Here is a 26,712-nt window from a genome sequence, read left to right as displayed (position 1 = left end):
GTATGCGAGTCCGAAAGGCGGCCCATCGTCCGACATCCGCACAGGAGGCACGATCATGGGCAAGAAGCAGAGCCGACACAACCGCGGCGCCCGCAGCGGAGGCCATGAGCACTCCGCGACCGCGGAGCCCAAGGAACAGACGAGTACCGCGCCCGCACCCGAAGGGGTGAAGGCGATCTCGGAGCAGGTCTCGCACAGGCGCGAGCGGAAGTTCGGCCACAACTGACCCCCATCGGAACCGAAGTCGCCCACGAACGAACGGAGCGGCGGTCGCCATCGATGGCGACCGCCGCTCCGTCGCGACCGTGCGGGGGCAGGCGGGACCTGCGGGGCGCCTACCGGTCGCCGGCGGGCGGCCGCTTGTCACCGAGCTGGTCATTGAGCTTCTCCTGGGCGGAGTCGACCTGGCCGCCGTACTTGCCACCCGTCTTCTTGTCGACGAGGTCACCACCCTTCTCGACCCCCTGGCGGGCCTGGTCCGGGTGCCCCTTCATCAGGTCCTTGATCTTGTCGAGCATGCTCATGACTGTCCTCCTCATGGAACGCTGACCCTCCCAGCATCCACGCGACACCCGGGCGCCGCACCCGGAGGAGACGGGGCGGTGGCGGCCCGCAGGCGGCCGGACCGCGGAGAAATTACTCGCAGGTATGTAGTGACTTCTTACGCGAGCGCCAGTAGAACTCGTTCCCATTCGATCGAGAGTGAGGAACGTCACATGACGGACTCAAGCTTACCCGACAAGGGATCGAGCGGTGTCTCGCGTCGCAGATTCATCGCTAGAACAAGTTTCATAGTGGGGGCTGCGGCCCTCTCCGGACACGCCACCGTCGCCCAGGCGGCGAGCCGCGCCAAAGCCACCGTGATCGGCAGCGGGGAGCACGTCCCGGTCCTGGTGATCGGCACCGGGTACGGCGGCTCCGTGGCAGCGCTGCGGCTCGCCCGCGCGGGCATCAAGGTGCACATGGTCGAGATGGGCATGTCCTGGGACACCCCCGGCTCCGACGGCAAGATCTTCGCCAACACGACGAGCCCCGACGGACGCTCGTACTGGTTGCGCACCAAGACCAAGCAGCCCCTCAGCAACTTCCTCGGCTTCCCCATCGACCGGTCGATCCCCCGCTACACCGGAATCCTGGACGCGGAGGACTTCAGCGGCATCACGGTCTACCAGGGGCGCGGCGTCGGCGGTGGCTCGCTGGTCAACGGCGGTATGGCCGTCACCCCGAAGCGGGAGAACTTCGGCGCCGTCCTCCCCACGGTCAACGCCGACGAGATGTACTCCACCTACTACCCGCGCGCCAACTCCGGCCTCGGCGTCGGCACCGTGGACCCGGCCTGGTTCGACAGCGTCGACTGCTACAAGTACGCCCGGGTCGGCCGCAAGCAGGCGCAGCGCTCAGGCTTCCCGTTCGTCTTCGTGCCGGACGTGTACGACTGGGACTACATGGAGCAGGAGGCGGCCGGCACCGTACCCAAGTCGGCACTGGCGGGTGAGATCCTCTACGGCAACAACTACGGCAAGAAGTCGCTGCAGAAGACCTACCTCGCCCAGGTCATGGCGACCGGAAACGTCACCATCTCTCCCCTGCACAAGGTGACCTCGGTCTCTCCGGCGTCGGCCGGCGGCTACACCGTCGTCATCGACCAGCTGCGCACCGACGGGAGCACGGAGGCCACCAAGACGGTGACCGCGGACAAGGTGTTCTTCGCGGCCGGCAGCGTCGGCACGAGCAAACTGCTGACCGAGCTGAAGGCGACCGGCAAGCTGCCCGCTCTCAACGACGAGATCGGCAAAAGCTGGGGCGACAACGGCAACGTCATGTGCGGCCGTGCCAACCACCTGTGGGACCCGACCGGGGCGGTCCAGGCGAGCATTCCCTGCGGCGGCATCGACAACTGGGCCGCCGGCGGCGCGTTCGCCGAGGTCGCACCGCTGCCGACCGGGATCGAGACGTTCGCCTCGTTCTACCTGTCGATCACGAAGAACCCGAACCGGGCCCAGTTCTCCTGGAACCCCGCGACGGGCAAGGTCGACCTGAACTGGCAGACCGCGTGGAAGCAGCCGTCCATCGACATGGCCAAGACGATCTTCGACAAGATCAATGCCAAGGAGGGGACGATCTACCGGACGGACCTGTTCGGTGTGTACAAGATCTGGGGCGACCACCTCACCTACCACCCCCTCGGGGGCGCGGTGCTGGACCGGGCCACCGACAACTACGGCCGCCTGCACGGGTATACGGGCCTGTACGTGATCGACGGCGCGCTGATCCCCGGCAACACCAGCGTCAATCCGTTCGTCACCATCACGGCACTCGCCGAACGGAACATCGAGAAGATCATCGCGACCGATCTGTGACACCGGCCCGGTGCGGCAGGCCGGCCGGCCAGGAGGGGATGACGGAGCGGGTCTCCTCCTGGTTACGCCCCGGGCCCGGGGCGCGACGCACGGGCCCGGGGCGTCCGGCGCACGGTTCAGTGGCCGGGCAGCACGCACACGGCGTCGAGACCCAGTACGTGGTTGAGCCGGCCGAACGCCAGCCAGGAGCCGATGCTCATGCTCAGCTCGACGATCTCGCGCTGGCTGTAGTGCGCGGTCATCCGGGTCCAGAACTCCTCGTCCAGGCCGTGGTGGTCCAGGGCGTACCGCTCGGCGTACTCGGCGGCCAGCCGGGTCCGGTCGTCGAAGGCCTCGGTGGTGCGCCACTGGTCGACCGCGTCGGCGAACTGGTCCTCGACCTTCTCGCCGTCCCGTTCGGTGCGCCAGTCCAGGCAGAACAGGCACCCGTTGATCCGGGCGATCCGCAGCCGGGCGGCCTCGAACTCCCGCAGGCCCAGCGTGGTGTGCTCGTACACCGACAGGGAGAAGTTCGCGGCGGCCATCCCGATTCCGGGGACCATGTCGCCCCACACGTATCCGATCGGCTCCTGGCCCTCGGGTATGTCGATGATCATGGCTGCTTCCTTCCGAGTCGGCCGGCTGCGGGGCGCAGGGGGACGTCGAGTGCGTCGTAGAGTCCGGGCTCCGCGTCCACCAGCCAGTCGATGGCGTTCACCAGCCGGCCGACCGCGGTGGCGTTGCCGCCCGCCGAGCGGTTCTCGTCCTCGTCGGTGGCCTCGACGGTGACCTCGATGCGCGGACGGCCCTCGATGATCACGCGGTGGGCACCGGCGCCGTCGGGCGGCGACGGCCAGTCCGGGGCGCAGGAGGGGTGGATGCGGGTGATGTGCTCGATGACGATGCGGGGCTCGCCCCCGACGATGCCCTGCACCTCGAACCGCACCGCGCCCTGGGTGCCCGCCGCGAACTCGCCCATGGTCCGGGTGGTGACCGTCGTCTCCAGTGGCCGCCGGGCCATGGTCTCGCGGATGTCGTCGAGCTCCACGCCCAGGGCCCTGGCCATCAGCCGCAGCTGCCCGCCCCACACCATCGTCGGGACGGAGGCCGCGAGCATCAGCGGCTCGTACTCCATGGGGTGACCCATGCCGATCAGGTCGCGGACCGCGTCGGGCTGGTCGTAGGTGGAGTAGTCGAAGATCTCCTGGCAGCGGATCGCGTCGACCGTGCTGCCGAGTCCGCTGATCATCAGGGGCAGCACGTCGTTGCCCCAGCCGGGGTCGACACCGGAGACGAACAGGGAGCCGCCGCCGTCCGCGACAGCGGCCAGGACCGGGTCGCGCAGCTCGGGCGGGGCGCTCCGCTGGTCGTAGAGGGCGTACAGGGCGGGGGTGACGACCACCGCCCCGGTCCGGACCGCCCTGGTGATGTCGGCGAGCGCCTCGTCGGGGCGGATGTCCCCGGACGCCGCGTACACCACCGCGCCGGGAGCGGTGGCCAGCACCGCGTCGATGTCGTCGGTCGCCGCGACGCCCAGATCGCGGCCGGTCCCGGCGAGGTCGCCCGCGTCGCGGCCCACCTTGCCCGGATCGTGAACAAGCACATGCGCCAGTTTCAGGGCCGGATGGGCCTCGACGGCGCGGATGGCCGCGCGGCCGACATTGCCGGTTCCCCAGACCACCGTGGAAATCATGCGGCGGAGGGTAGCGCGCGGGATGAAAGGTTCATAGTGCCATCGCGCACCCGGTTGCGGGGCGCCCCCGAGCGGGTCCGCGGGGGCCGCACGGCACGCGAAAGGGGCGGGAAGGAGCCGCGTGGCCCTTCCCGCCCCTGCGCCCGGTTCCTCCCTAAGGCGGAGCCGGGGTATGTCAGTAGGCGCCGAAGACGTTGTCGATCGAGCCGTAGGTGGCCGCCGCGTAGTTGCAGGCGGCGGTGATGTTGGCGACCGGGTCGAGGATGTCCATCGACGTACCGGCCACGTGGTAGGCGTCGAAGGTGGGCTGGATCACCTGGAGGAGACCCTTGGAGGGTGTGCCGGCGACGGCGTTCGAGTCCCAGTTGTTCACGATCTGCGGGTTGCCGGAGGACTCGCGGATCACGTTGCGGTAGATGCCGTCGTAGCTGCCCGGGATGCCGTTCTGGGCCATGACGGCGAGCGACTCCTTGATCCAGCCGTCGAGGTCGTCGGTGTACGCCGTCGCGGCCTGCGCGGGAGCGGTGGCCGCGGTCTCGGTGGCGGTGGTCCCGGTGGCGGCGGTCTTCTCCGCGACGGGCGCGACCGTCCGCTCGGAGCGGTCGGCGCGGTCGGTTCCCTCGGACCGGTCGGACGACTGCGCGGCGTCGGTCGCGGGCTTCGATTCGGTGGCGGCCTTCGAATCGGCGGTGGGAGCCGCCTTCGGGGCCACGGCGGCGGACTTGGCGCCGATGGTCAGCTTGAGGCCCGGGTGAATCAGGTCGGGGTTACCGCCGACCGCACTCCGGTTGTCCTGGTAGAGCCGCTCCCAGCCACCGCTGAGGGAATGCCCACGGGCGATCTTGGCAAGCGAATCGCCGGAGACCACGGAATAGACGGTGGACTCCGCCTTGTGGGCCGCAATTCCCTTGGCCGCAAAGGGGGTCGAGGATGCCGACTTTTCCGCGACGGCGGGGTGCGCCGGTGCGGCAGAAGCGGATCCGGCACCGATCAGGGGGAGCGCGAGAACGACTCCGCCCGTACTCACGGCGATGAAGCCGCGGGTCAGGGTGGTGGACTTGAAACGACGGTACTTACCCGTGATGGGCATGGCGTATTTCCTCTCCGCCGCCTGCGAGGTGAGCTGTCGGGTTCGGACTGGAGATGTCCGGCCGCACGTGATGGCGACTTAACCCCAAGCCGCTCCGGATTCCGGACCGGCAGTAAACCTGGGTCCCCCGCTCCTGCCGTACGTGAGTGGGTCGGGTTCCCGGACGGCGGCAGGATTCGGCGTTCCATCCGGATTGACGGTGACCGTAAGCGAAAAACGCCGGACGAAACAAGCCCGGAATTCTTGATCCCAATTGATTCGCAAGATCAATTAAAGGAAATGCTCAGCATCAGACCTGCCGGGGGAAGTCAACTTTCTTGGCACAGCAGGGAACCGAGGCCGGACGCACCGCGTCCGGGGCCGGGAAGGTGACGCTGACCACTGAGCCCGAAAAGGGCGATTTGCCCGGCACCCCGACCTTTGGGCCGTACATAAAGGGGCCCAGGGTGACCATTGATGGCGTTTGCGATTAACCACCCAATAAGGACATTTCACCACCCCCGGCAACCACACCACCCGCGACCTCGTACCCCACAGATGCATCTCCATTGATGCATCGAAATAGATGCACTACGGTGTGGTTCATCGGCCGGCGCTCATGGCGCCGCCCACCACTGCGACCGGGAGAACCCGATGTTCCTCGACACCGATGGCGCCACGCTCCACTACGAGACCCGTGGCTCCGGGCCCCTGCTGCTCGTCTCCCAGAGCGGTGAGGGCGACGCCGACCGCAGCACCGACCTGGTCGACCGGCTCGTGGACCGCTGGACCGTGGTCACCTACGACCGCCGGGGCCTCTCCCGCAGCACGCTCGACGATCCCGGGCAACGCGTCACCATGGCGCAGCACGCCGACGACGTGCACCGGCTGCTGGCCGAACTGACCGATGAGCCCGCCCTGATGCTCGGGTGCAGCATGGGCGCCGCCATCGGGCTGCACCTGGCGCTCGCCCACCCCGAGCAGCTCGGGCTGCTCGTGGCGCACGACCCGGTCGCGCCGTCCCTGCTGCCCACCGGACGGCGCGAGCGGCACGCCGCCGAGCTGGCGCACCTTCAGGATGTCTACCGCGACGGCGGCCTGGCAGCGGCCTTCCCCGAGATCGCCCGGGTCCTCGGCATCGACCCGGCGCGCCAGGAGACCGAACCGGGGCTCACTCCGATGCCGCTCACCCCGCGCCGTGTGGCCAACTTCGGCTTCTTCATCGAGCGCGACTTCACCGCCGTCATCGAATCCGAGCTCGACCGGGAAGCACTGCGGGCGACTCCCGTACGCATCGTGCCCGCGAGCGGCGGCGCCATGGCGTCGTCCGTCTTCGTCGGCCAGTGCGCACAGAGCCTCGCCGAAGTGGTCGGCCGGGAGGTCGTCCCGTTCCCCGGCGGGCACAACGGCAACACCACGCATCCACGGGCGTTCGCCGCCCGGCTGCGGGACGTGCTGTCCGAGGTCTGAGCGGGGTCGGAGCGAGGTCCGAGCGAGGTCCGAGCCGGGGCGCCGTCGGACGGGACGGCGGCCGGCGCCCCCGTGACGGTGAGCGGATCAGTGCGGCCGGCTGCCGCCCTCGCGCCGGAGTCGCGCCGAAAGGTGGTGCTGGAGCGGCCGGCCGACCGCCGCGAGGTCGTGGACGAATTCGAGCGTGCCGTCATCCGTCAGGGTGTAGCGACGGCGGGTGGCCTTGACCTCCTTGGCGGTGGGCGCGAGCGCGACCTGATGGGTGGCGAGGTCGGCCACGCCGTCGGCCGCACGGCCCGTCAGGATCTCCGCGACACCGGTGGGCTGGGTGATCAGCGCCTCCACCCGTCCGTCCGCCTGCATCCGCCACCAGCCGCTCTCCCGTGCGGACGGCCGCAACGGGGCGCCGTCCGCGTCGAGCAGCCAGGCGCGCGCCTCGTAATGGAGGAAGGGCCGCCCGTCGTGACTGAAGGTCACCTGCTGCGCGTACCGGAACTCCTCGGCGAGCGTCGGGTACTCACCGCTCCCCCGCCCGGCCCAGGTGCCCAGGAAACCGCTCAGCGGCGCGAGCAGAGCGTGCGGGGCAGGCGCCGCGTCCGGCCGGAACGCGTCGGGGTACGGGTGCGGCTGGGCGGGTTCGAACATCTTGCGCGCTCCTGGGTCGGGGACGGTGCCGGTGCCGGTTGGCAGCCTAAGGGCTGTCCCGTTGATCCGGCGCCGGGCAGGTACGTCGCGCTGCCGGCGGGGCAATGAGGGGGTCAGCCGCTGGACTCGGCCTCGGGCAGCGGATCACCCCTCCGTCTCCGAGAGCCCCTTCGCTCGCGGGTAGATCCGCCCGGCGGAAGTCCGGCGGGCGGAGAACCTGCCGTAGCCGCATTCGCCGACGGCTTGGCGGGCCGGTGGGGTGGGCGGACCGGCCGCGTTCACCGATGTGCCGCCAGCACTGCCGCGATCCCCTCTCGCAGATCCTTGACGAAATACCCGGGAACCTCCAGCGACGGGAAATGTCCCCCGCTTTCCGGCTCCGACCATCTGACGATCCGCCGGTACCGTTCCCGCGCCCAGGGGCGCGGGCATTTCTCGACGTCGCGGGGATACATGGTGAGTGCTGACGGAACGTCGACCCGAAGTCCGGGGTCCAGCGAGTTGTGGCTTTCGTAGTAGATACGGGCCGCAGAGGCACCGGTTCGCGTCAGCCAGTAAAGGGTGACGTCATCAAGAACGCGGTCGACGGGAATCCTCTCGAACGGGCTGTCCTCGGTATCCGACCATTCCGCGAACTTGTCAAGGATCCAGGCAAGAAGCCCGACCGGTGAATCGACGAGCGAGTAGCCGATGGTCTGCGGCCGGGTCGCCTGCTGTTTCGCGTACGCCGCGCGGTGGCGCCAGAAGTCGGCGGTTTCCTCGGCCCATTCGCGCTCGGTCGCGGTCAGTCCGTCCGTGGTCATTCCGGGCGGCGCCTCCGCGAACGTGGTGTGGATGCCGAGAACGTGTGCCGGGAATCTGCCGCCGAGGACCGTGGTGATATTGCCTCCCCAGTCACCGCCGTGGGCCGCGAACCTGCTGTAGCCGAGCCTTTCCATCAGCTCCACCCATGCGGCCGCGATCTTCTCGGTTCCCCACCCGGTGATGGCCGGCCTCTCGCTGTATCCGAATCCCGGCAGCGAGGGCACCACGACGTGGAACGCCGGTGCGGCCGCGTCTTCCGGATCCGCCAGCTCCTCCACCACATCGGCGAACCGGACGATGCTGTCCGGCCAGCCGTGCGTCAGGAGCAGCGGAGTCGCGTCCACGCGCGGGGACCGGCGGTGCAGGAAGTGGATTCCCAGACCGTCGATGGTCGTGCGGAACTGACCGATGCGGTTGAGGCGCTCCTCGAAGGACCGCCAGTTGTACTCGGTGCGCCAGTAGTTCACGACATCGACGAGGTCGGCGAGCGGAACGCCCTGCTCCCATCGGCGGGGGCCGGGCGCGGCCCCGCGGACCGTCTCGGCCTCCGGCAGGCGCGCCGCGGCCAGTCGCGCACGCAGATCGTCGAGGTCGGCGTCTGGCACGTGCGCTTCGAACGCCCGCACATCGCCGGTCGGACGGGGCATGAGACCTCCAGGCCATCGCGGAACCGGCCGCGCACATCGCGAACCGTCTAAGGCGGTTCTACTACGCCTTCTCGTCGGCACGCAACCGGCTAAGGTGGTTCCATGCAAGCTGAGTTCCCCGACTTCCGCCTCGGCAGCGTGCTGGCGACCAGCTTCACGGGAACCCTGTCGGAGCGTCACGGCAACCCGGTGGAGCGCATTCCCGCCCCGCACCGGCTCATCGACTGGCTGGCGGTCTACGGTCTCGCCGTGGACTCCTGCACCGGTGCCCAGCTCGATCTCGCCCGGGAACTGAGGGAGTCGATCCACGCCGCCGCGACAGCGGCCGCGACCGGGGACGCTCTCCCCGCGTCCGCCGTCCAGATCATCAACGAGCACAGCACCAGGGGCCGGGCCACGGCCGTCCTGACGCCTGGGGGCGCGCGGCGATGGCAGCTCGGCCCGGGTTCCCGTACGGAGGACGCCCTCGGCGTGATCGCCGCAGACGCGATCAGCATCATCTCGGGCGTGCGGGACGGAAGACTGGCCCTGTGCGCGTCGCCCACCTGCCGGGCCGCCTTCTTCGACACCAGCCGGAGCCGCACCCGCAGGTGGTGCGACATGAACACATGCGGGAACCGTCAGAAGAAGGCACGCTTCAACGCCAACCAGCGCAAGAGCCCCAGTCCGGCGGAGTGATCGCCACCTCGGCGCGCCCACCTGGGCATCGCGGGTCGCGCCGTCGATGCGCACAACCGCAAAATCCCCGGCCCGCAATTGCGGGCCGGGGATTTTCCCAGGTATATTGAGTGTTTCTGTGCGCCCACAGAAAAGGCCCCTCACCGGGGGCCACTAAGCAAGACCATATCCGGCAGGGAGCCATTTTGTCAACTCGGGAAAGCTCCGAATTGCAGGGGGAGCAGGAATTCATCGACCGGCTCTACGACCGTGTCGACGTGCTGCGCGGAGTCGCCGCCCAGCACGTCCAGGACGCCCTGACCCCGGTCGGTACCGGGCTGCAGGCCCGTCACGAGCGCGACGTGCTCGTCGCCGAACGCTCGGGTCTGCTGGCTGCCCTGAACTCCGTGGACGGGTCGCTGTGTTTCGGCCGCATCGACCTCGCCACCGGCGCGGCCCACCACATCGGCCGTATCGGGATCCGCGAGGACGACACCGCGCACACCCCCCTGCTGATCGACTGGCGCGCGCCGGTGGCCCGCCCCTTCTATCTCGCCACCGGTCACACCACCATGGGGCTGCGCAGGCGCCGGCACATCACCACAGAGGGGCGCACCGTCACCGAGCTGCACGACGAGATCCTCGACGTCGGGGACCGGGAGCGCACCGGCTTCGAGGATCCGAGCGGCGACGCGGTGCTGCTCGCGGCCGTGAACTCCGCCCGCACCGGCCGCATGGGCGACATCGTGCGGACCATCCAGGCCGAGCAGGACCGCATCATCCGTGCCCCGCACCGCGGTGTCCTCGTCGTCGAGGGCGGCCCCGGCACCGGCAAGACAGCGGTGGCGCTGCACCGCGCGGCCTATCTGCTGTACGAGCACCGCGAGCTGCTCGCCAAGCGCGCCGTCCTGATCGTGGGCCCGAACCCGGCCTTCCTGCGCTACATCGGCGAGGTGCTGCCCGCGCTCGGCGAGACCGGTGTCCTGCTCGCCACCCAGGCCGAGCTCTACCCCGGGGTCCACGCCGACGGCACGGACACCCGCCGCGCCGCCGCCGTCAAGGGCGGCGCGGCGATGGCGGAGGCACTCGCGCTCGCCGTCCGCGACCGGCAGCAGCTGCCCGAGCCCGGTGCCCCGATGATCATCCGGCACGACGACGGCGACCTCGTCCTGGACTGGGAGATCGCCTACGAGGCCCGGCAGGCGGCCCGTGACACCCTGCTGCCCCACAACCTGGCCCGCCCGCACTTCGCCTTCCGGATCATCGACGCCCTCACCTCGCAGCTCACCGAGCTCATCGGCGCCGACCCGCACGGCGGGCCCAACTTCCTCGGTCCGGACGACGTCGCCCAGCTCGGCAGGAACGTCGCGCTCAGCAAGGAGGTGCACGCCGCGGTCGACGAGCTGTGGCCGCCCCTCACCCCGGAAGGGTTCCTCACCGACTATCTGGCCGGGCCCGGATACGTACCGGACGAGGACGCCGAAGCCATCCGGCGCGCGCCCGGCGAAGGTAATTGGACCCCCGCCGATGTCCCGCTGCTGGACGAGGTGGCGGAGCTCCTGGGGGTCGACGACAGCGCCGAGCGGGCCGCCGCGGAGGCCGAGCGCCAGGAGCGGATCGCCTACGCGCAGGGCGTCCTTGAGCTGTCGAGGGGCTCGGAGTCGTACGAGTTCGAGGACGAGGAGTCCGAAACGCTCGCCGCGCACGACATCATCGACGCCGAACGGATGGCGGAGCGGCAGGAGGAGGCCGATCACCGCAGCGCGGCGGAGCGCGCCGCCGCCGACCGGACCTGGGCGTTCGGTCACATCATCGTCGACGAGGCACAGGAGCTGTCGCCCATGGCGTGGCGGCTGCTGATGCGCCGTTCACCGACCCGCGCGATGACCCTGGTGGGCGATCCCGCGCAGACCTCGGAGGAGGCGGGTGTCGGCTCGTGGGAGAAGATCCTGGAGCCGTACGTGGGTGACCGCTTCGAGCACACCGCGCTCAAGGTCAACTACCGTACGCCCGCCGAGATCATGGAGCTGGCCGCCCGGGTGGTACGGGCAGAGGACCCTTCCTTCGAGCCGCCCGGCTCCGTGCGGTCCACCGGCGAGGTGCCGTGGATCCGGGACGCGGGGGACGATCTGGCGGGCGCGGTGGCGCGGGCCGTCTCGGAGCTGACGCCCGAGGAGGGACGTCTCGCGGTGATCGCGCCGACGGCGCTCCACGCGGAGATCGCGTCCCCGCTCGACGGGGTCACGGCCGGCGCGGAGCCCGATCTGACCCGCCCGGTGGTGCTGCTCGAACCCAGGCAGGCCAAGGGGCTGGAATTCGACCATGTACTGGTCGTGGAGCCGGCCCGGTACGGAACCAGCGATCTGTACGTGGCGCTGACCCGTGCCACGCAGCGACTGGGCGTCATCCACCGGGAGAAGCTGCCCGAGTCGCTGCGCTGACGGCGTCCGGGCGCTGCCCGGCCGTCGGCGTACCGGCTCGGTTAGCCTCCCGGAATGGAAAACGTGGCTCATGAGGACCTGACGGGACGGGCGCGGCTGCGGCGGTCCGCGCTGGAGCTGTTCGCGGAACGGGGCTTCGAGGCCACCTCGACGCGGGCGGTCGCGGCCGCGGCCGGACTGTCGCCCGCGCTCGTCACCCGGCACTTCGGCTCGAAGCAGGGGCTGCGGGCCGCGGTGGACGAGGAGGTGCTGGGCCGGATCGGGGAGGCTCTCGCCGGGGCCGGGTCGGGGTCCGGCGATCTGATGGCCTCGCTCGGGGATGTCTCGGCGCGGCTGTTCGGCGCCGATCCGGTGCTGCGGGGGTACCTCCGGCAGGTCCTGCTGGAGGACAGCGAGGCGAGCGCCGACCTCTTCGCCCGCCTGCTGCGGGGCGCGCGGGGCGAGCTGGAGCGGCTCGCGACGGCCGGGGGCGTCAGGACGGACCCCGGCGCGCAGCCCTGGGCCCCGTTCCAGATCCTCTGCCTCGTACTCGGACCCCTGCTCCTGGAGCGGGTGATGCAGCCGGGCCTCGACCGGCCGATGTTCGCGCCCGAGGTGCTGGCCCAACGCAGCGCCGCCAACCAGCGGTTGCTGCTGCACGGTCTCTTCGACGATGCGACCGGCGAGGCCGGACCGGCCGCCTGACAGGCCCCGACCCCGCACCCGCGGAAGAACCCTGACGCCCTCTCAGGGATTTCCCCGATGTTCGGGTGTACATGTGTTGAGCATAGTGAACAGATGAACACACACATGAACGCGCACCTCGGTGCCGACACCGGCACGCCGCCGGTCTCTCCGGACCCCGCGAAGGGCCCACGTCTCGACTGGCTCGACACCCTCCGCATCGCCCTCATCACCCTGGTGGTGGCGCACCATTGCGCCCAGGCCTACGGTCCGGCCGACTGGTGGTACGTGGAGGGCGGGCCGCGCACCGGCGTCCTGGCCACGCTCTCCGCGCTCGACGGCACGTTCTTCATGAGCCTCTTCTTCTTCGTCTCGGCCTACTTCGTGCCGGCTTCGTACGCCCGGCGCGGCGGCCGGTCGTTCGTCCGCGGCCGGCTGCTCCGCCTCGGCGTGCCGGTACTGGCGGGAGCGCTGACCCTCGTACCGGGGCTGATGTATGCCTACTACGCGCACTACCGCGGCTATCCGGACATCTCCTTCCCCCGGTACTTCGCCGATGTGTACCTGGGGCTGGGCGAGCGGCCCGCGGACTGGACCGGACCGTCCTGGCCCGACCTGCAGTTCGGACACCTCTGGTTCATCCAGAACCTGCTGGCCTACAGCCTGTTGTACGCGCTGTGCCGGCTGGTGGCCCGCTCCGTCCGCCGGTCCCCCGCCCCCGTAGCCACCCCGGGCCCCCTTCCGCCCCGCCGGGTGCCCGGACACCTCGCGCCGGTGGCGCTCACCGTGGTGCTCACGGGCGCGACGTTCGCCGTCCGGGTGCGGTATCCCCTCGACACCTGGGTGCCGTTCCTCGACTTCCTCCAGGTCGAGCCGGCCCGGGTGCCGCAGTACGCCGCCTTCTTCGTCCTCGGGATACTCGCCCGTCGCGGCGACTGGCTCGACCGGCTTCCCGCACGGACCGGCTGGACCTGGCTGTGGATCGGACTCGCCGGTGCCGTCCTGCTGTTCGCGGTGGGCGCCGACGCCCCGTTCTTCGCGGCGGGCGGCGCGAACGGGGCCTCGCTGCTGTGGTCCGGGGCCGACAGCCTGCTCTGCGTCGCCCTGTGCACCGGGCTGCTGGTCCTCTTCCGGGAGAAGGCGCGGTGGAACACCCGGTTCAGCCGGTCCCTGGCGGCCGACTCCTTCGCGATGTACGTGATCCACGTACCGATCGTGGTGGCCCTCCAGTTCGCCGTGGCGGGCCATGGGCTTCCGGCGCTCGGCGCGTTCGCACTCGTCACGGCCTGCGCGGTGCCGGCCGGCTTCGCGGCCGCCCACGCGCTGCGCCGGATACCGGGGTTCCGCCGGGTCCTGTGAGCCGGGCCGCCCAGCCGGGGCCTACAGCGGCGTCGCCGCTTCGAGCGCGACGAAGAGCGCGAAGGCCGCGTTCAGCGAGGACAGCGTCGACAGAGCGGTGCCCACGGCGGCGACGGACGCGGCGATCCCGGTCGGGGTGTGCACCGGCGGCCAGCCCTGCTCCGGCGGCACGGGCCCCAGCAACGCGGCGACCCGCCGGGGGACGGGACCGGCGGAGGCGAACGCCGCGACGGTCTCGGTGGCGGCCCGGTGCGAAATGATCGCCGCCTTGCCGACCGTACGAGCGGTGAGCCGCCGGTCCCCGGTGGTGACCGCGGCCTCCTCGTCGGCCCAGCGCTCCGTGCTGTACGTGATGGCCGCGCGCAGCGGCCGCAGCAGCGGGTTGGCGCAGCCGGCCAGCTGAACGGCCAGCAGCAGACGGTGGTGCTTGCCCGCGAGATGGGCCCGTTCATGGGCGAGGAGCGCCCGCCGCTCGGCCTCCGTCAGGCAGTCGAGCATCGCGGAGGACACCATGATCCGGCCGGGCGAGCCGGGCAGCGCGTAGGCGTACGGCACACTGTCGGGCAGTACGGCGACCTCGGCCGTCGTCGGCAGTCCGGCGAGTGTGCGGTGCGCACGGGACCGGAAACGGTAGTGGCGCCACAGGACGGACGCGCAGCCCGCGGCCACGGTCACGAGTGCGGCGATCGCCGTCTTGCCGACGAACCTGTCGTGCGGAACGGCCTTCCTGACCTCGTCGTCGGACCAGCCGTCGGGGAGCGGGTTGCCGGGCAGCTGGGCCGTGCCGACCACCGCCAGCAGACCGAGACAGACGGTGCTGCACGACGCGAGGATCACGGCGATCGTCGCGAGCAGACGGGCGGCGCTTCGCGGGTGCAGGTGCTGCTCGGCCAGGCGCGCGATGGGCAGCGCGGTGAGAGGCAGGACCAGGGGCAGACAGACGAAGACACCCATCGGTCAACTCTCCGACTCGTCCGCGGCCGGGCCGGAGCCGCTCTCGCCGAGCAGCGACCGCAGCAGTTCCTCGTCGTCCGGCGAGAGCGCGGAGACGAAGCTGGACAGCACCGCGTCCCGGTCGTCCCGCTGGTCGAGGAGCCGGCGCATCCGGAACGCGGTGAGACCGGCCCCGTTCGCGGTCGACTGCCACAGCACGGGGCGGCCGGAACCCGTACGGGTGACCGCCTGCTTGCCGAGCAGCCGGGTCAGGATGGTGATGACCGTGCTGTACGACAGGCCGCCGTCGAGCCGCTCCTGCACCCACGCCGCGGTGACGGGTTCACCCGCTCCGCCCAGCACGGTCAGCACCTGGGTCTCCAGCTCGCCCTGGCCACGGCGGCGGGGCCGAGGCTCCTGCGGCCGGCTGTCCTTCTCTCCGCCCACGGCGCGGCCCCTTTCGCACGACTGCCCGGCCGCTCGTTCAACTGCCGGACGCCGGTGCATACTACCGAGCCGCCCGGACGTCGCGTGAGCCCGGCGGAGCCCGGTGCCGTACTCCGCGTACAAACTCTACAGTGCTGTAGATTTCAGATGCCGCACTCGGCGTTCGCGCGATCACGCGCGGTCGCCGCGGTGCGCAGTTCACCAACCGCTGAACGCGGAACTACGTGTAGGTAGAGGGAGAAAACCATGGGAGTGAGCCTCGCCAAGGGCGGAAACGTCTCGCTGACCAAGGAGGCCCCCGGGCTGACCGCGGTCCTCGTCGGTCTCGGCTGGGACGTCCGTACGACCACCGGCACGGACTACGACCTGGACGCCAGCGCCCTGCTGTGCAACGAGTCCGGGAAGGTCGCTTCGAACGAGCAGTTCGTCTTCTACAACAACCTGAAGAGCCCCGACGGTTCGGTCGAGCACACCGGCGACAACCTCACCGGCGAGGGTGAGGGCGACGACGAGATCGTCAAGGTCGACCTCGCGGGCGTACCGGCCGACGTCGCCAAGATCGTGTTCCCCGTCTCGATCCACGACGCGGAGGGACGCGGCCAGAGCTTCGGCCAGGTCCGCAACGCCTACATCCGCGTGGTCAACCAGGCCGGTGGGGCCGAGATCGCCCGCTACGACCTCAGCGAGGACGCCTCCACCGAGACGGCCATGGTCTTCGGCGAGCTGTACCGCAACGGCGACGAGTGGAAGTTCCGCGCCGTCGGACAGGGCTATGCCGCCGGGCTCAGCGGGATCGTCGCCGACTTCGGAGTCAGCCTCTGACCCGCTCCGGGTCACCGTCGAACCGCCGCCCCCTGCCGAGAGTGGAGCCATGACCGTCAACCTGACCAAGGGCCAGCAGATCAGCCTCACCAAGACGGGCGGCGGTGAACTCACCGTCGTACGCATGGGTCTGGGCTGGAAGTCCGCGCCGCGCAGGGGGTTCCTCGCCCGGCTGGCCGCCCGTGAGATCGACCTCGACGCCTCTGCCGTCCTCTTCGCGGGCACGGCCCCGCAGGACGTCGTCTTCTTCCAGCACCTGACCAGCGACGACGGCTCGGTCCGGCACAACGGTGACAACCGGGTCGGCGGCGCGGGCGAGGGCGGTGACGACGAGTCGATCGTCGTCGATCTGCAGCGCGTCCCGGCCCATGTCGACCAGATCGTCTTCACCGTGAACTCGTTCACCGGCCAGACCTTCGAGGAGGTCGACAACGCGTTCTGCCGACTGGTCGACGAGACCACCGGACAGGAACTGGCGCGCTACACACTGACCGGCGGCGGGCGCCACACCGCGCAGATCATGGCCAAGGTCCAGCGGTCCGGTGCGGGATGGCAGATGACCGCCATCGGTACCGCGGCCCAGGGCCGCACCTTCCAGGACCTGATGCCGGCCGTCGCCGCGCATCTGTGACAACCTCCCGCCGGAACTCATCACTTCGACCGACCCTGGAGTATTTCGAATGGCACTGTGGGACCGCGTCAAGGAATCGGCGTCGACGATGCAGACGCAGCTCAACGCCAAGAAGAACGACCTGAAGAGCGGGGCCTTCCGCGACGCGAGCCTGGCCATGTGCGCCCTCGTGGCCGCGGCGGACGGCTCCATCGACCCCGCGGAGCGGCAGCGGGTGGCCTCTCTGATCGCGGGCAACGAAGTACTGCGGAACTTCCCCGCGGAGGATCTGCAGCGCCGGTTCAACGACTACTGCCAGCAGCTGATCTCGGACTTCGACTTCGGGAAGGTCAGCCTCCTCCAGACCATCGGCAAGGTCGGCAAGAAGCCCACCGAGGCCCGCGCGGTCATCCAGATCGGCATCGTCATCGGCGGCGCCGACGGCGACTTCGACGCCACCGAGCGCGCCGTGGTCCGCGAGGCCTGCTTCGCGGCCGGCATCGCACCGGCCGAGTTCGACCTGTAACCCATCGGCCCCGCAGGGCGTGCCGCTGTTCGTACGCGGCACGCCCTGCGTCGTCGTTCCCGCACACCTTTCCTTGACACCCCGGAGCGGCAGGAGGAGCATCCTCACGTCGTTGACAACGTTGTCGGGAGCGACGCCGTCGCGGAGTGGTCACGGCGTACCCGCTCCCGGCGCGTTGACCGTTCGTCATACACGAAGGGCAGGAACGGTGTCAGACACGCACAACCACCGGACCCACGCCGGGCTCAGAGTCATCAGTTCCGTCGCCGTCGCCGCCATGGCCGCGCTGGGACTGGCCACCACGGCCTCCCCCGCCTCTGCGGCCTCCCCCCACAGCACCGTCAAGAACCCGGTCTCGTACGTCGATCCGCTGATCGGCACATCGAACGCGGGCAACACCTATCCGGGAGCGGTCCAGCCGTTCGGCATGCTGGCCTGGAGCCCGCAGAACTCGAAGGGCAAGCAGGTCTCGACGCCCGCTCCCGGCGGCTACCAGTACGACGCCAAGAAGATCCGGGGGTTCAGCCTCACCCACCTCAACGGCGTCGGATGCTCGGGCGCCAACGGCGACATCCCGATCATGCCGTACGTGGGTGACGTCGACTCCTCGCCCAGCTCGGACACCACCGACGCGAAGTACGCGAGCGACTTCTCGCACGCCGACGAGACCGCGACTCCCGGCTACTACAAGGTCGGCCTGGCGAGCGGCGCGTCCGCGGCGCTCACGACGACCGCCCGGACCGGCTCCGGAAAGTTCGGCTTCCCGGCCGGCAAGCCCGCGAGCGTGCTCTTCCGGACCTCGAACTCGGAGAGCGGCAGCACCCGCGCCACCGTGAGGATCGACAAGGCGGCCCGGACCGTGACGGGCTCCGTCACCGCGGGCAATTTCTGCGGCCCGCAGAGCGCGAACAACCGCAAGGACCTCTACACGCTCTACTTCACCGCCCACTTCGACAAGGCGTTCGCGAAGACCGGCACCTGGACCGACGGCACGGTCCAGCCCGGCTCCACAGAGGCGTCCGGCGGTACGGGGTACAGCTCGTCCGGCAACGCCGTGGAGGGCAAGGGCTCCGGCGCGTACGTCACCTTCGCCGACGGCACGACGGAGGCCGGGGCCAAGGTCGCCGTCTCCTACGTCAGCCCGCAGAACGCCGAGGCCAACCTCCGTGCGGAGAACGGCCCCCACGAGAGCTTCGACTCCGTCAGGCACCGGGCGGCCGATGTCTGGAACAGGACGCTGAAGTCGGTCGAGGTGGGCGGCGGCACCGACGCCCAGCGCTCCACCTTCTACACCGCGCTCTACCACTCCATGCTGGAGCCCACCCTCACCAGCGACGTGGACGGCCGCTACCTCGGCGCCGACCGCAAGCCGCACCGGCTCGCCAAGGGCCAGAAGGCCCAGTACGGCACCTTCTCCGGCTGGGACCAGTACCGCGCACAGGTACAGCTGATGACGCTGCTCAACCCGAAGGCGGGCAGCGACTACGCGCAGTCCCTCTACAATTACGCCGGCCAGCGCGGCGGCGAGTGGGACCGCTGGCTGCTGGAGAACGGCAAGACGAGTGTGATGTCGGGCGACCCCTCCGACGCGGCTCTCGCCGGGATCTACGCCTTCGGCGGCCATGACTTCGACGTCAAGGGCGCCCTGAAGTCGCTGGTCAAGGCGGCGACGGTGCCCACGGCGAACGACTCGGACAGCTCCGGCTGCAACGTCGAGTGCGTGGGCCAGCGGCCGGCGCTCGACAAGTACCTGGAGCTCGGGTACGTACCGGCGGACAACTGCCACTGCTGGGGCGGCGCGGCCGAGAAGCTGGAGGACGCGGCGGCCGACTACGGACTGTCCGAGCTGTCCCGGCAGACCGGCCGGACCGCCGACGCGAAGAGGTTCCTGGACCGCTCGGGCAACTGGACGAACGTCTTCGACGCCAACGCCACCCAGCAGGGCGGCTACATCCGCGACCGGAAGGCCGACGGCACCTGGGCCGGCACCTTCACGCCGGGCACCGGCAGCGGTTTCGTCGAGGGGACCAGCGCGCGCTACACCTGGATGGTGTACTCGGACGTGGCGGGCCTCGCCGGCGCGATGGGCGGTGACGACCAGGCGGTGAAGCGGCTGGACGCCTTCTTCCGCACACCGGACGGGAAGTTCGACTTCTCGGCGAAGGACGACACACGCTACGACGCGACCAACGAGCCGGACATCAACGCCCCTTACCTGTACGACTACCTGGGCGCCCCCTACAAGACGCAGGAGACGGTCCGCGCGGAGCTGGACCAGCTCTGGACCGACACCCCTGGCGGCATCCCCGGCAACGACGACGCGGGGACGATGTCCTCCTGGTACGTCTTCTCGGCTCTCGGCATGTACCCGCAGAATCCCAGCCGGGCCGATCTGACGCTGACCGCACCGCTGTTCCCGCACGCCGTGGTGCACACCGGGCACGGAAAATCGATCACGGTCGACGCGCCCGCCGCCTCCGCGGACAACTCCTACATCCACGGTCTGAAGGTCAACGGCCGCACCTCCACCAAGCCGTGGGTGCCCGCCTCGCTCGTCACGCACGGCGGCAGGCTGGACTACACCCTCGGCTCCGCGGCGGACACCTCCTGGGGCGCGGCGAAGGCCGACGCCCCGCCGTCCTTCCCCGGCGGCGGTCTGAAGTACTTCACCGGCGCCACTCCGGACCAGCTGAAGATCGAGCCGGGCTCCGGAAGCGTGGAGACCACCGTCAAGGTGCAGAGCATAGAGACGAAGGCCACCACGGTGCATTGGACGGCGAAAGCTCCGGCCGGTGTCACGGTGACTCCGGCGGAGGGCGATTTCACCGTCCCGGCGCGCGGTTCGGTGAGCGCCGCGCTCAAGGTGTCGGCCGCAGCGGACACGGCGGAGGGCCACTACACGGTCCCGGTGACGCTCAAGTCATCCACGGGTGAGGAGCTCCCGAAGACCTCGGCCTCCGTGACCGTGGCCGAGAAGAACAGCATGCTGTGGAACCGCAACAGCACGGCCATTTCCGCCGACGACGAGAACCCGCAGGCCAACTTCGACGGCGAGGGCTGGAGCTACTCGGCCAAGGCGCTCGCCGCGGCGGGCGCGGAACCGGGCAGAACGGTCTCGTCCGGCGGCTTCGACTTCGGCTGGCCCGAGGTGGCGGCGGGCGACCCGGACAACATCGAGGTGGCCGGTACCGAACCGCAGGTGCTGAACGTTCCCCCGGCCTCCGGTGACACGAAGCTCAGCCTGCTGGGCAGCGCGGCCGAGGGTTCGGCCTCCGGGCAGGCGACGCTGACGTACACCGACGGCACCACGCAGCAGGCGGAGATCGGCTTCAGCGACTGGACGCTGGGCGGCGGCGCTCAGAAGCCGTCGTTCGGCAACACCGTCGCGGTGCACACCGCGTACCGCGACGTCCAGGGCGGCGGCACGGACCCGGTGGGCACCGAGATCTTCGCCACCGCCCCGATCGCGCTCCAGGCCGGCAAGCAACTGGCGAGCGTGACCCTGCCGTCCACCACGCAGGGCGGAGTGATCCACGTGTTCGCGGTGGCCACGGCCTGACGCACCCGGCACCGGAACGGGCCGTCGCGGCAAGGGGTTCCCTTGCCGCGACGGCCCGTTCGTGGTGATCAGACGAGGTCGAACCGGTCCAGGTTCATGACCTTGTCCCACGCGGCGACGAAGTCCTTCACGAACTTCTCCTTCGCGTCGTCGCTCGCGTAGACCTCCGCGACGGCGCGCAGCTCCGAGTTCGACCCGAAGACGAGGTCGGCGCGGCTGCCGGTCCACTTCACCGCACCGGTGGCGTCGCGGCCCTCGAAGGTGGTGGCGTCCTCGGACGTCGGCTTCCACGTCGTCCCGAGGTCGAGCAGGTTGACGAAGAAGTCGTTGGTGAGCACCCCGGGGGTGTCGGTGAGGACGCCGAGCGAGGACTGCTGGTAGTTGGCACCGAGGACCCGGAGACCGCCGACGAGGACCGTCAGCTCGGGGGCGGTCAGCGTGAGCAGGTTCGCCCGGTCGAGCAGCAGGTACTCGGCCGGCAGCCGGTTGCCCTTGCCGAGGTAGTTGCGGAACCCGTCGGCGGCCGGCTCCAGCTCGACGAAGGACTCCACGTCGGTCTGCTCCTGCGACGCGTCGACGCGGCCCGGAGTGAAGGGGACCTCGATGTCGAAGCCGGCGTCCTTGGCCGCCTTCTCGACGCCCGCGGCACCCGCGATCACGACGAGGTCGGCGAGCGAGACCTGCTTTCCGCCGGACTGCGCGGAGTTGAAGGTCTCCTGGACGCTCTCCAGGAGGCGGATCACCAGCGCCAGCTGGTCCGGCTCGTTGACCGCCCAGCCGTTCTGCGGCTCCAGACGGATGCGTGCACCGTTGGCGCCGCCGCGCTTGTCGCTGCCGCGGAAGGAGGAGGCCGACGCCCAGGCGGCGGAGACGAGCTCCGACACCTTCAGGCCGGAATCGAGGATCTGCGCCTTGAGCGAGGCGACGTCAGAGGCGTCGACGGTCTCGTACGTCCTGGCGGGGAGCGGGTCCTGCCACACCAGCGTCTCGGCCGGGACCTCCGGGCCGAGGTAGCGCACGACCGGGCCCATGTCGCGGTGGGTCAGCTTGAACCAGGCGCGGGCGAAGGCGTCGGCGAACTGCTCGGGGTTCTGGTGGAAGCGCCGCGAGATCTCCTCGTACGCCGGGTCGAACCGGAGCGAGAGGTCGGTCGTGAGCATGGTCGGCGCGTGGGTCTTCGACGCGTCGAACGCGTCGGGGACGGTACCCGCGCCGCCGCCGTCCTTCGGCCGCCACTGGTGGGCGCCGGCCGGGCTCTTGAACAGCTCCCACTCGTACCCGAAGAGGATGTCGAAGAAGCTGTTGTCCCAGGCGGTCGGGGTGTCCGTCCAGATGCCCTCCAGACCACTGGTGATCGCGTCGGCGCCCTTGCCGGTGCCGTACGTGCTCTGCCAGCCGAGGCCCTGCTGCTCCAGCGGGGCGGCCTCCGGGTCGGGGCCGACGTTGTCCGCCGGGCCAGCGCCGTGGGTCTTGCCGAAGGTGTGGCCGCCCGCGATCAGGGCGACCGTCTCCTCGTCGTTCATCGCCATCCGGCGGAACGTCTCGCGGATGTCGCGGGCCGCGGCGATGGGGTCCGGGGTGCCGTTCGGGCCTTCGGGGTTGACGTAGATGAGGCCCATCTGGACGGCGCCGAGCGGGTTCTCCAGCTCGCGGTCGCCGGTGTAGCGCTCGTCACCGAGCCAGGTGGTCTCGGGGCCCCAGTAGACGTCCTCGTCGGGCTCCCACACGTCCGCGCGGCCGCCGCCGAAGCCGAAGGTCTTGAAGCCCATCGACTCCAGGGCGACGTTTCCGGTGAGCACGATGAGGTCGGCCCAGGAGAGGTTCTTGCCGTACTTCTTCTTGACCGGCCACAGCAGTCGGCGGGCCTTGTCGAGGCTCGCGTTGTCCGGCCAGCTGTTGAGCGGTGCGAACCGCTGCTGGCCGGCTCCGGCGCCGCCGCGTCCGTCGCTGATCCGGTAGGTACCGGCGCTGTGCCAGGCCATCCGGATCATGAAGGGGCCGTAGTTGCCGAAGTCGGCGGGCCACCAGTCCTGCGAGGTGGTGAGCACCTCGGCGATGTCCCGCTTCACGGCCGGGAGGTCGAGGCTCTTGAAGGCCTCCGCGTAGTCGAAGTCCTCACCGAGGGGGTTCGCCACGGCGGGGTTCTTGGCGAGGATCTTCAGGTTGAGCCGCTCCGGCCACCACTGGCGGTTTCCGCCGCCCTGGGTCGGGTGCGGCGCGCGACCGTGCGCGACCGGGCAACCGGACACCTCCTCGGGCTTCGGGTCGGTGACGATCGCGTCGTGGTTCTCAGTCATGGAAATCCTTCCGGACGGGGCGGATCACATTGCTTTGGAACTGAGGGTGGTGGAACCGAGGGTGGCGATGGATCCGGGTGTGATGGCCCTGATGGCACTGAGCGTGGTGGCCACGGCGGTGACGGGCTCGCGGGGCGATCGCGGCGGCGCGCGCGTACCGGCGCCCCGAAGGCGATCGCCTCCCGATGGAGGCGGTCACGGTCCGGATGCCGGCGTGAGCGCACCCGTCTCCTGAAGCCACGCACTTTCCCCTGCTGTTGACCTGACCCTTGGCTGTCAGCCGGAACCGATCCTACGATGGACCTAGTCCAAGTCAATACGACAGACGGGTCTGCGCGAATCATTCGCCGGACGACGCACAGTTAGGCTGGTGGGGCATGAGTGACCTGCTGACACGACTCCGTGAACGCGGCTGGCGCATGACCGCTCAGCGCCGGGTGGTCGCAGAGGTCCTCGCGGGCGAGCACGTCCACTTCACGGCCGACGAGGTGCTCGTGCGCGCCGTCGCCCGGCTGCCGGAGATATCCCGCGCCACTGTCTACAACACCCTCGGTGAGCTGGTGGCGCTGGGCGAGGTGGTCGAGGTGGGCACCGACGGCCGGGCCAGGCGCTACGACCCGAACGCCCACCACCCGCACCAGCATCTGGTGTGTTCCGCGTGCGGCACCATCCGGGACGTACACCCCGACGCCGACCCGCTGGCCGGGCTGCCGGACTCCGAACGGTTCGGCTTCACCGTCTCCGAGGTCGAGGTGACGTACCGGGGACTGTGCCCCGACTGCGTCGACGGATGACTCGCACCCGCACGCACCCCAATAGCACGAACATTGAGGTTTAGTCAACTCCCGCATCGCACCCCCTGCGCTACCGGCTGGTGGAGTGGCCACCTCGCGAACGGACCGCCATTGGCGGTCCGTTCGTTTTTCTAAGCTGGTTTCATTTTTGATCGAGTTTGACCACCGAAGCGATTAGGTCGCCTTGCGAGTGACCTCAATACGACAAACACCAAGCAGTTTTGCTCTTCATGCGGTGATCGCGCACGCCGTCACTCCTAGATGCTGCATGGTAGGCAATCCAAGCCGCCGCTCGAAGGGTTCATCTTCATGTCCGCCCCCTCAACTTCGGACCCTTCGGACCCTTCACCGGAGCCTAATTCCAGCTTCGAACCAATTTCCGAACCTAACCTCAATCTCGAACTCTCTCGCCAGTTGCACTCGATCGAGGCAGAGTTGACCAAGCTACGGAAGCAGCAGCGCCTCGGCCAGGCCGCACGAATGGTCAGCCTTCTCGTTGCCGCGCGAGAAGCACTCAATGGAACCGACGGCGAAGTCTGGGCCGTGATGGCGAGGTCGGCACGGCAATTCGCGAAACTGTTCGACTTGTTCGATGAGTGAAGAGGTGTGTGATGAGCGACCATCAGACTTCCGGGCCCTTTAGGTCTCCCGTTTCTATAGAACGTCAGAATACCTGGGTGGAAGCCGCTCTGGCGACCCCGCATGTGAAGTCACCCCGCGCCGCCCTGCAGAACGCGGCTGCATTCCTCGTCGACCCAGAGCACACCCTGAGCGAGCCGGACGTCCACGGTGTTCGCACCCTGAGGGAGGGGGCCCTGCGGACCGTACGCACGGATGCGGGCGAAATGCTCGTAGTCGAAGTACAGATGCACGGAGTGGCGGGGGTCGTATGGGAGCACAACGAACGGATCAGCTCCCTCTGGCACTCAACGGCGGACCCCGCGGTCGTCGGCGCGACCAAACGCTCCCTCACCAGGGTCCGCCCCTGGCCTCGCGAAAATGTCGAGGAAGGTGATCAGCCGTACGCGGCCCTGCTCAGCGACTCCCCCAATCGACAGTGGCTGACCTCGAACACGGAAGAGGCCTCCGACGAACTGGACCGCCGCGACGGCCTTCGTTCATACGACTTGAAGGAAGATCTGGTCCTCAATGGCCAGCAGGAACCGGGCATGTACATCCCTCAACGGTTCTGCCTCGTTGAACAGCCCCAGCTCAATTCCGAGGGCGCGCCGGTACATCCCGCTGAATACGTGGGCTGGATGGCAGTTCGAGGAAATAATCGAACGAAACGACGTCAGGACATCTTTGGGCTGACATCGGCCGAGGTTCTCACCGGTGTTCCTGCAAGCAAGCTCGGTCTGCCCGGTGACGAGGTCTTCTTCGACCCGCAGTTCTGGCTGGAGAAACTTTCCGACCGGCTCAACCAGGAATGGGCCGAAGCCCGGCTCGCGGGTGATGACGAGGCCACGGCGATCCGCGCGACCAACGTGGCGGTGGTGACCGCTCACCTGGTCCTCGGCACACCGACCCCTGAACGCCTCTATCGCATTGTGCAGATGAGCAATCGCCGCGATCACGTGCATCCACCGCTGGAGTTCGTACCAAATGACCGGGGACGGGCCTTGGGGCGCAGCGTGCTCGGAATGTATGTGGCGCGCGGTGTTCTCGACGAGAAGGAATCACAGGTTCTGTCCGGCCTGGCTCCAGTCAGCGAACTGAGTGCTGCCGCCGAGGACGCCACGGTCTCGGAGCTGCGGGATCTCCGCTCCATGATGATCCTGCGAGAACTCTTTCCGACCGATCCACATAAAAAACTGCTGATCCGCCGGGCGCTCAGTGAGTCGCCTCCCTCGCAGCTGAGCAGCCCCGAGATCAACCGGCGTGCCCGCGCCTGGTCCGCACTGACGTCGGAGAGCTACCCGGACCCGTGGAATCCCCGTATCGCCGAGGTGTTCAATGCCGGGGCCGTCCGGGCCGGATTGGAGTTCTCCGGGCGCCCGCTCCGGGAACTGCTGAACGTAGCGGACAAGGACGACGACGCGTTCGAAGAGCTGGTCGCCTACCGGGCGGCCCACTGGCTGGCCGCTTTCGACATCATCGACGCCGACCGGGGCTCGCTCGCCGGCCAGAAGACGGACGACGACGACGGCGCCAAGGCGGCACGGGTCCGGCGCACGGTGAAGAACCATCTCAATGCCCTGCGGAGCAACCGGGTCATGGCCGTGGCCGTGCTGCGCGAGCTGGCGAGGGCCATGGACGAGGGAGACCGCAGGCCCGTCCGGGTCAGCCGTTCCGGGGCGCTGTTGATCGAGGAGATGAGCACGGCCTGGTTCGACAGGGAGTTCCCAAAGGATTCCGGCAAGCGCCGGCCCAAGGTGCCCGCCCCCAGGCAGAGCGGGAACGGCTCTGCCGCAGCGCGGAACGAGCCCGGCGGCGCCGGGGCCTCCACCCCGTTGTTTTCCCCGCACGGGTGGCCCGAGCAGCCCGGGGCCGCCCTGCCCACCCCCGTCCCGTCCCCGTCGGCCGGGGCGAGCACCGCACCGGCCGTGGGGGTGTCGGCCGGGATCGGGGCGACGGTGTCCGGCGCGGCCGTACCGTCCACGGCAGCCGGTTCCGGCCCCTGGCCCGCCGAGCCCACCTTCGAGGAGCAGGTGGACGCGGCGGTGGACCTGACCCGACAGCTGCTGGAGCTGGCGGAACGGGTGGAGGCATCGCTCACCGCGGTGTCGGCCGCGGCGGCGAAGGCCTCGGTCGACCGGCCCCTGGCCGGGAAGGCCGGGGGCGAAGCCGCCCGGAATCTGGCACGGACGCTGCCTTCGGTCCGCACGATGCGGGACACCGTGGAGGACCTGGGCGGGCGCACCGGGCAGTACGGGGCGTAGGGGCGGGGGCAGGCTTCGGTCCCGGCGCCGACATGAAAGCGACTGGACGGGATCA

General features: G+C 69.6%; 23 protein-coding genes and 1 riboswitch. Of the genes, 14 read left to right on the top strand and 9 right to left on the bottom strand.

Translation table 11 applies throughout. The features are described from left to right. Positions 1–55 precede the first annotated feature (55 nt). Entirely contained in the window at positions 56–226 is a 171-nt protein-coding gene (locus ACFVQ0_RS24450; protein WP_199884421.1) for a hypothetical protein, read from the top strand. A 109-nt stretch (positions 227–335) separates the two neighbouring features. Here the strand turns inward: ACFVQ0_RS24450 and ACFVQ0_RS24445 are convergent, their stop codons facing one another. Further along, the gene (locus tag ACFVQ0_RS24445) at positions 336–524 is read right to left on the bottom strand and encodes an antitoxin (RefSeq protein ID WP_390091323.1); all 189 of its coding nucleotides are present in this window, start codon (positions 522–524) and stop codon (positions 336–338) included. 192 nt (positions 525–716) lie between these two features. Between ACFVQ0_RS24445 and ACFVQ0_RS24440 the strand changes: the two genes are divergently transcribed. Beyond that, positions 717–2,360 carry a GMC oxidoreductase gene (locus ACFVQ0_RS24440; RefSeq protein WP_390091322.1) on the top strand — a complete coding sequence of 548 codons (1,644 nt, stop codon included), beginning with the start codon at positions 717–719 and terminating at the stop codon, positions 2,358–2,360. 116 nt (positions 2,361–2,476) lie between these two features. On the opposite strand, the gene ACFVQ0_RS24435 is transcribed toward ACFVQ0_RS24440, so the two are convergent. From ACFVQ0_RS24435 to ACFVQ0_RS24425, 3 genes are all read right to left on the bottom strand, one after another. Beyond that, positions 2,477–2,956, bottom strand: a complete 480-nt coding sequence (locus ACFVQ0_RS24435) for a carboxymuconolactone decarboxylase family protein (protein ID WP_390091321.1) — start codon at positions 2,954–2,956, stop codon at positions 2,477–2,479. Continuing rightward, positions 2,953–4,032: a dihydrodipicolinate reductase gene (locus ACFVQ0_RS24430; RefSeq protein ID WP_390091320.1), complete on the bottom strand. Its 1,080-nt coding sequence runs from the start codon at positions 4,030–4,032 to the stop codon at positions 2,953–2,955. Before ACFVQ0_RS24430 ends, ACFVQ0_RS24435 begins: the two co-directional genes overlap by 4 nt. 175 nt (positions 4,033–4,207) lie before the next feature. Further along, positions 4,208–5,122 (bottom strand): transglycosylase SLT domain-containing protein, encoded by a 915-nt coding sequence (locus tag ACFVQ0_RS24425; RefSeq protein WP_390091319.1) that lies wholly within the window; start codon positions 5,120–5,122, stop codon positions 4,208–4,210. Between the two features lie 3 nt (positions 5,123–5,125). Further along, a riboswitch (cyclic di-AMP (ydaO/yuaA leader) is annotated at positions 5,126–5,314 on the bottom strand. A 441-nt stretch (positions 5,315–5,755) separates the two neighbouring features. On the opposite strand from ACFVQ0_RS24425, the gene ACFVQ0_RS24420 reads away from it, so the two are divergent. Further along, positions 5,756–6,571: an alpha/beta fold hydrolase gene (locus ACFVQ0_RS24420; protein ID WP_390091318.1), complete on the top strand. Its 816-nt coding sequence runs from the start codon at positions 5,756–5,758 to the stop codon at positions 6,569–6,571. Positions 6,572–6,658: 87 nt separating this feature from the next. Here the strand turns inward: ACFVQ0_RS24420 and ACFVQ0_RS24415 are convergent, their stop codons facing one another. Beyond that, positions 6,659–7,216, bottom strand: a complete 558-nt coding sequence (locus ACFVQ0_RS24415; protein WP_390091317.1) for an FABP family protein — start codon at positions 7,214–7,216, stop codon at positions 6,659–6,661. A gap of 278 nt (positions 7,217–7,494) precedes the next feature. Continuing rightward, positions 7,495–8,667 (bottom strand): epoxide hydrolase, encoded by a 1,173-nt coding sequence (locus tag ACFVQ0_RS24410; RefSeq protein WP_390091316.1) that lies wholly within the window; start codon positions 8,665–8,667, stop codon positions 7,495–7,497. Positions 8,668–8,769: 102 nt separating this feature from the next. On the opposite strand from ACFVQ0_RS24410, the gene ACFVQ0_RS24405 reads away from it, so the two are divergent. The 4 genes from ACFVQ0_RS24405 to ACFVQ0_RS24390 all read left to right on the top strand — a co-directional run bounded on the left by ACFVQ0_RS24405 (position 8,770) and on the right by ACFVQ0_RS24390 (position 13,787). Further along, positions 8,770–9,345 (top strand): CGNR zinc finger domain-containing protein, encoded by a 576-nt coding sequence (locus ACFVQ0_RS24405; protein WP_390091315.1) that lies wholly within the window; start codon positions 8,770–8,772, stop codon positions 9,343–9,345. Positions 9,346–9,554: 209 nt separating this feature from the next. Continuing rightward, positions 9,555–11,765 (top strand): HelD family protein, encoded by a 2,211-nt coding sequence (locus ACFVQ0_RS24400; protein ID WP_390091367.1) that lies wholly within the window; start codon positions 9,555–9,557, stop codon positions 11,763–11,765. Positions 11,766–11,819: 54 nt separating this feature from the next. Further along, entirely contained in the window at positions 11,820–12,449 is a 630-nt protein-coding gene (locus ACFVQ0_RS24395; protein WP_390091314.1) for a TetR/AcrR family transcriptional regulator, read from the top strand. 93 nt (positions 12,450–12,542) lie between these two features. Next, positions 12,543–13,787 carry an acyltransferase gene (locus ACFVQ0_RS24390; protein ID WP_390091313.1) on the top strand — a complete coding sequence of 415 codons (1,245 nt, stop codon included), beginning with the start codon at positions 12,543–12,545 and terminating at the stop codon, positions 13,785–13,787. A 21-nt stretch (positions 13,788–13,808) separates the two neighbouring features. On the opposite strand, the gene ACFVQ0_RS24385 is transcribed toward ACFVQ0_RS24390, so the two are convergent. Together ACFVQ0_RS24385 and ACFVQ0_RS24380 are read right to left on the bottom strand one after the other, a co-directional pair. Continuing rightward, complete coding sequence (locus ACFVQ0_RS24385) at positions 13,809–14,741, bottom strand: M56 family metallopeptidase (RefSeq protein ID WP_390091312.1); 933 nt, start codon at positions 14,739–14,741, stop codon at positions 13,809–13,811. A 3-nt stretch (positions 14,742–14,744) separates the two neighbouring features. Then, the gene (locus tag ACFVQ0_RS24380; protein WP_390091311.1) at positions 14,745–15,167 is read right to left on the bottom strand and encodes a BlaI/MecI/CopY family transcriptional regulator; all 423 of its coding nucleotides are present in this window, start codon (positions 15,165–15,167) and stop codon (positions 14,745–14,747) included. Between the two features lie 246 nt (positions 15,168–15,413). On the opposite strand from ACFVQ0_RS24380, the gene ACFVQ0_RS24375 reads away from it, so the two are divergent. The 4 genes from ACFVQ0_RS24375 (at position 15,414) to ACFVQ0_RS24360 (ending at position 20,684) form a co-directional block, all read left to right on the top strand. Beyond that, a complete protein-coding gene (locus ACFVQ0_RS24375) occupies positions 15,414–15,989 on the top strand; it encodes a TerD family protein (RefSeq protein ID WP_390091310.1) in 576 nt (191 codons plus the stop codon). A 49-nt stretch (positions 15,990–16,038) separates the two neighbouring features. Then, on the top strand, positions 16,039–16,620 hold the full coding sequence (locus ACFVQ0_RS24370) for a TerD family protein (protein ID WP_390091309.1): 582 nt from the start codon (positions 16,039–16,041) through the stop codon (positions 16,618–16,620). Positions 16,621–16,669: 49 nt separating this feature from the next. Next, entirely contained in the window at positions 16,670–17,125 is a 456-nt protein-coding gene (locus ACFVQ0_RS24365; protein WP_390091308.1) for a tellurite resistance TerB family protein, read from the top strand. 277 nt (positions 17,126–17,402) lie between these two features. Next, positions 17,403–20,684: a GH92 family glycosyl hydrolase gene (locus tag ACFVQ0_RS24360; protein WP_390091366.1), complete on the top strand. Its 3,282-nt coding sequence runs from the start codon at positions 17,403–17,405 to the stop codon at positions 20,682–20,684. Positions 20,685–20,752: 68 nt separating this feature from the next. Here the strand turns inward: ACFVQ0_RS24360 and katG are convergent, their stop codons facing one another. Beyond that, on the bottom strand, positions 20,753–22,981 hold the full coding sequence (gene katG, locus ACFVQ0_RS24355) for a catalase/peroxidase HPI (RefSeq protein ID WP_390091307.1): 2,229 nt from the start codon (positions 22,979–22,981) through the stop codon (positions 20,753–20,755). A gap of 377 nt (positions 22,982–23,358) precedes the next feature. Between katG and ACFVQ0_RS24350 the strand changes: the two genes are divergently transcribed. The 3 genes from ACFVQ0_RS24350 to ACFVQ0_RS24340 all read left to right on the top strand — a co-directional run bounded on the left by ACFVQ0_RS24350 (position 23,359) and on the right by ACFVQ0_RS24340 (position 26,657). Beyond that, on the top strand, positions 23,359–23,775 hold the full coding sequence (locus ACFVQ0_RS24350; RefSeq protein ID WP_390091306.1) for a Fur family transcriptional regulator: 417 nt from the start codon (positions 23,359–23,361) through the stop codon (positions 23,773–23,775). Positions 23,776–24,084: 309 nt separating this feature from the next. Then, complete coding sequence (locus tag ACFVQ0_RS24345; protein WP_390091304.1) at positions 24,085–24,375, top strand: hypothetical protein; 291 nt, start codon at positions 24,085–24,087, stop codon at positions 24,373–24,375. Between the two features lie 77 nt (positions 24,376–24,452). Next, the gene (locus ACFVQ0_RS24340) at positions 24,453–26,657 is read left to right on the top strand and encodes a hypothetical protein (protein WP_390091302.1); all 2,205 of its coding nucleotides are present in this window, start codon (positions 24,453–24,455) and stop codon (positions 26,655–26,657) included. Positions 26,658–26,712 lie beyond the last annotated feature (55 nt).

It is taken from the genome of Streptomyces sp. NPDC057900 (assembly GCF_042887885.1).
Lineage (GTDB): Bacteria > Actinomycetota > Actinomycetes > Streptomycetales > Streptomycetaceae > Streptomyces.
Note: the sequence above shows the minus strand (reverse complement) of the source record. Positions and strands in the feature narration are given on the sequence as shown.

What these genes read in the sequence shown, in the direction of transcription:
- ACFVQ0_RS24385 (WP_390091312.1), bottom strand. Translation starts at nt 14,741, where the DNA reads ATGGGTGTCTTCGTCTGTCTGCCCCTGGTCCTGCCTCTCACCGCGCTG.
- ACFVQ0_RS24410 (WP_390091316.1), bottom strand. Translation starts at nt 8,667, where the DNA reads ATGCCCCGTCCGACCGGCGATGTGCGGGCGTTCGAAGCGCACGTGCCA.
- katG (WP_390091307.1), bottom strand. Translation starts at nt 22,981, where the DNA reads ATGACTGAGAACCACGACGCGATCGTCACCGACCCGAAGCCCGAGGAG.
- ACFVQ0_RS24360 (WP_390091366.1), top strand. Translation starts at nt 17,403, where the DNA reads ATGGCCGCGCTGGGACTGGCCACCACGGCCTCCCCCGCCTCTGCGGCC.
- ACFVQ0_RS24415 (WP_390091317.1), bottom strand. Translation starts at nt 7,216, where the DNA reads ATGTTCGAACCCGCCCAGCCGCACCCGTACCCCGACGCGTTCCGGCCG.
- ACFVQ0_RS24370 (WP_390091309.1), top strand. Translation starts at nt 16,039, where the DNA reads ATGACCGTCAACCTGACCAAGGGCCAGCAGATCAGCCTCACCAAGACG.
- ACFVQ0_RS24350 (WP_390091306.1), top strand. Translation starts at nt 23,359, where the DNA reads ATGAGTGACCTGCTGACACGACTCCGTGAACGCGGCTGGCGCATGACC.
- ACFVQ0_RS24430 (WP_390091320.1), bottom strand. Translation starts at nt 4,032, where the DNA reads ATGATTTCCACGGTGGTCTGGGGAACCGGCAATGTCGGCCGCGCGGCC.
- ACFVQ0_RS24375 (WP_390091310.1), top strand. Translation starts at nt 15,414, where the DNA reads ATGGGAGTGAGCCTCGCCAAGGGCGGAAACGTCTCGCTGACCAAGGAG.
- ACFVQ0_RS24395 (WP_390091314.1), top strand. Translation starts at nt 11,820, where the DNA reads ATGGAAAACGTGGCTCATGAGGACCTGACGGGACGGGCGCGGCTGCGG.
- ACFVQ0_RS24405 (WP_390091315.1), top strand. Translation starts at nt 8,770, where the DNA reads ATGCAAGCTGAGTTCCCCGACTTCCGCCTCGGCAGCGTGCTGGCGACC.
- ACFVQ0_RS24345 (WP_390091304.1), top strand. Translation starts at nt 24,085, where the DNA reads ATGTCCGCCCCCTCAACTTCGGACCCTTCGGACCCTTCACCGGAGCCT.
- ACFVQ0_RS24440 (WP_390091322.1), top strand. Translation starts at nt 717, where the DNA reads ATGACGGACTCAAGCTTACCCGACAAGGGATCGAGCGGTGTCTCGCGT.
- ACFVQ0_RS24450 (WP_199884421.1), top strand. Translation starts at nt 56, where the DNA reads ATGGGCAAGAAGCAGAGCCGACACAACCGCGGCGCCCGCAGCGGAGGC.
- ACFVQ0_RS24420 (WP_390091318.1), top strand. Translation starts at nt 5,756, where the DNA reads ATGTTCCTCGACACCGATGGCGCCACGCTCCACTACGAGACCCGTGGC.
- ACFVQ0_RS24425 (WP_390091319.1), bottom strand. Translation starts at nt 5,122, where the DNA reads ATGCCCATCACGGGTAAGTACCGTCGTTTCAAGTCCACCACCCTGACC.
- ACFVQ0_RS24390 (WP_390091313.1), top strand. Translation starts at nt 12,543, where the DNA reads ATGAACACACACATGAACGCGCACCTCGGTGCCGACACCGGCACGCCG.
- ACFVQ0_RS24445 (WP_390091323.1), bottom strand. Translation starts at nt 524, where the DNA reads ATGAGCATGCTCGACAAGATCAAGGACCTGATGAAGGGGCACCCGGAC.
- ACFVQ0_RS24435 (WP_390091321.1), bottom strand. Translation starts at nt 2,956, where the DNA reads ATGATCATCGACATACCCGAGGGCCAGGAGCCGATCGGATACGTGTGG.
- ACFVQ0_RS24365 (WP_390091308.1), top strand. Translation starts at nt 16,670, where the DNA reads ATGGCACTGTGGGACCGCGTCAAGGAATCGGCGTCGACGATGCAGACG.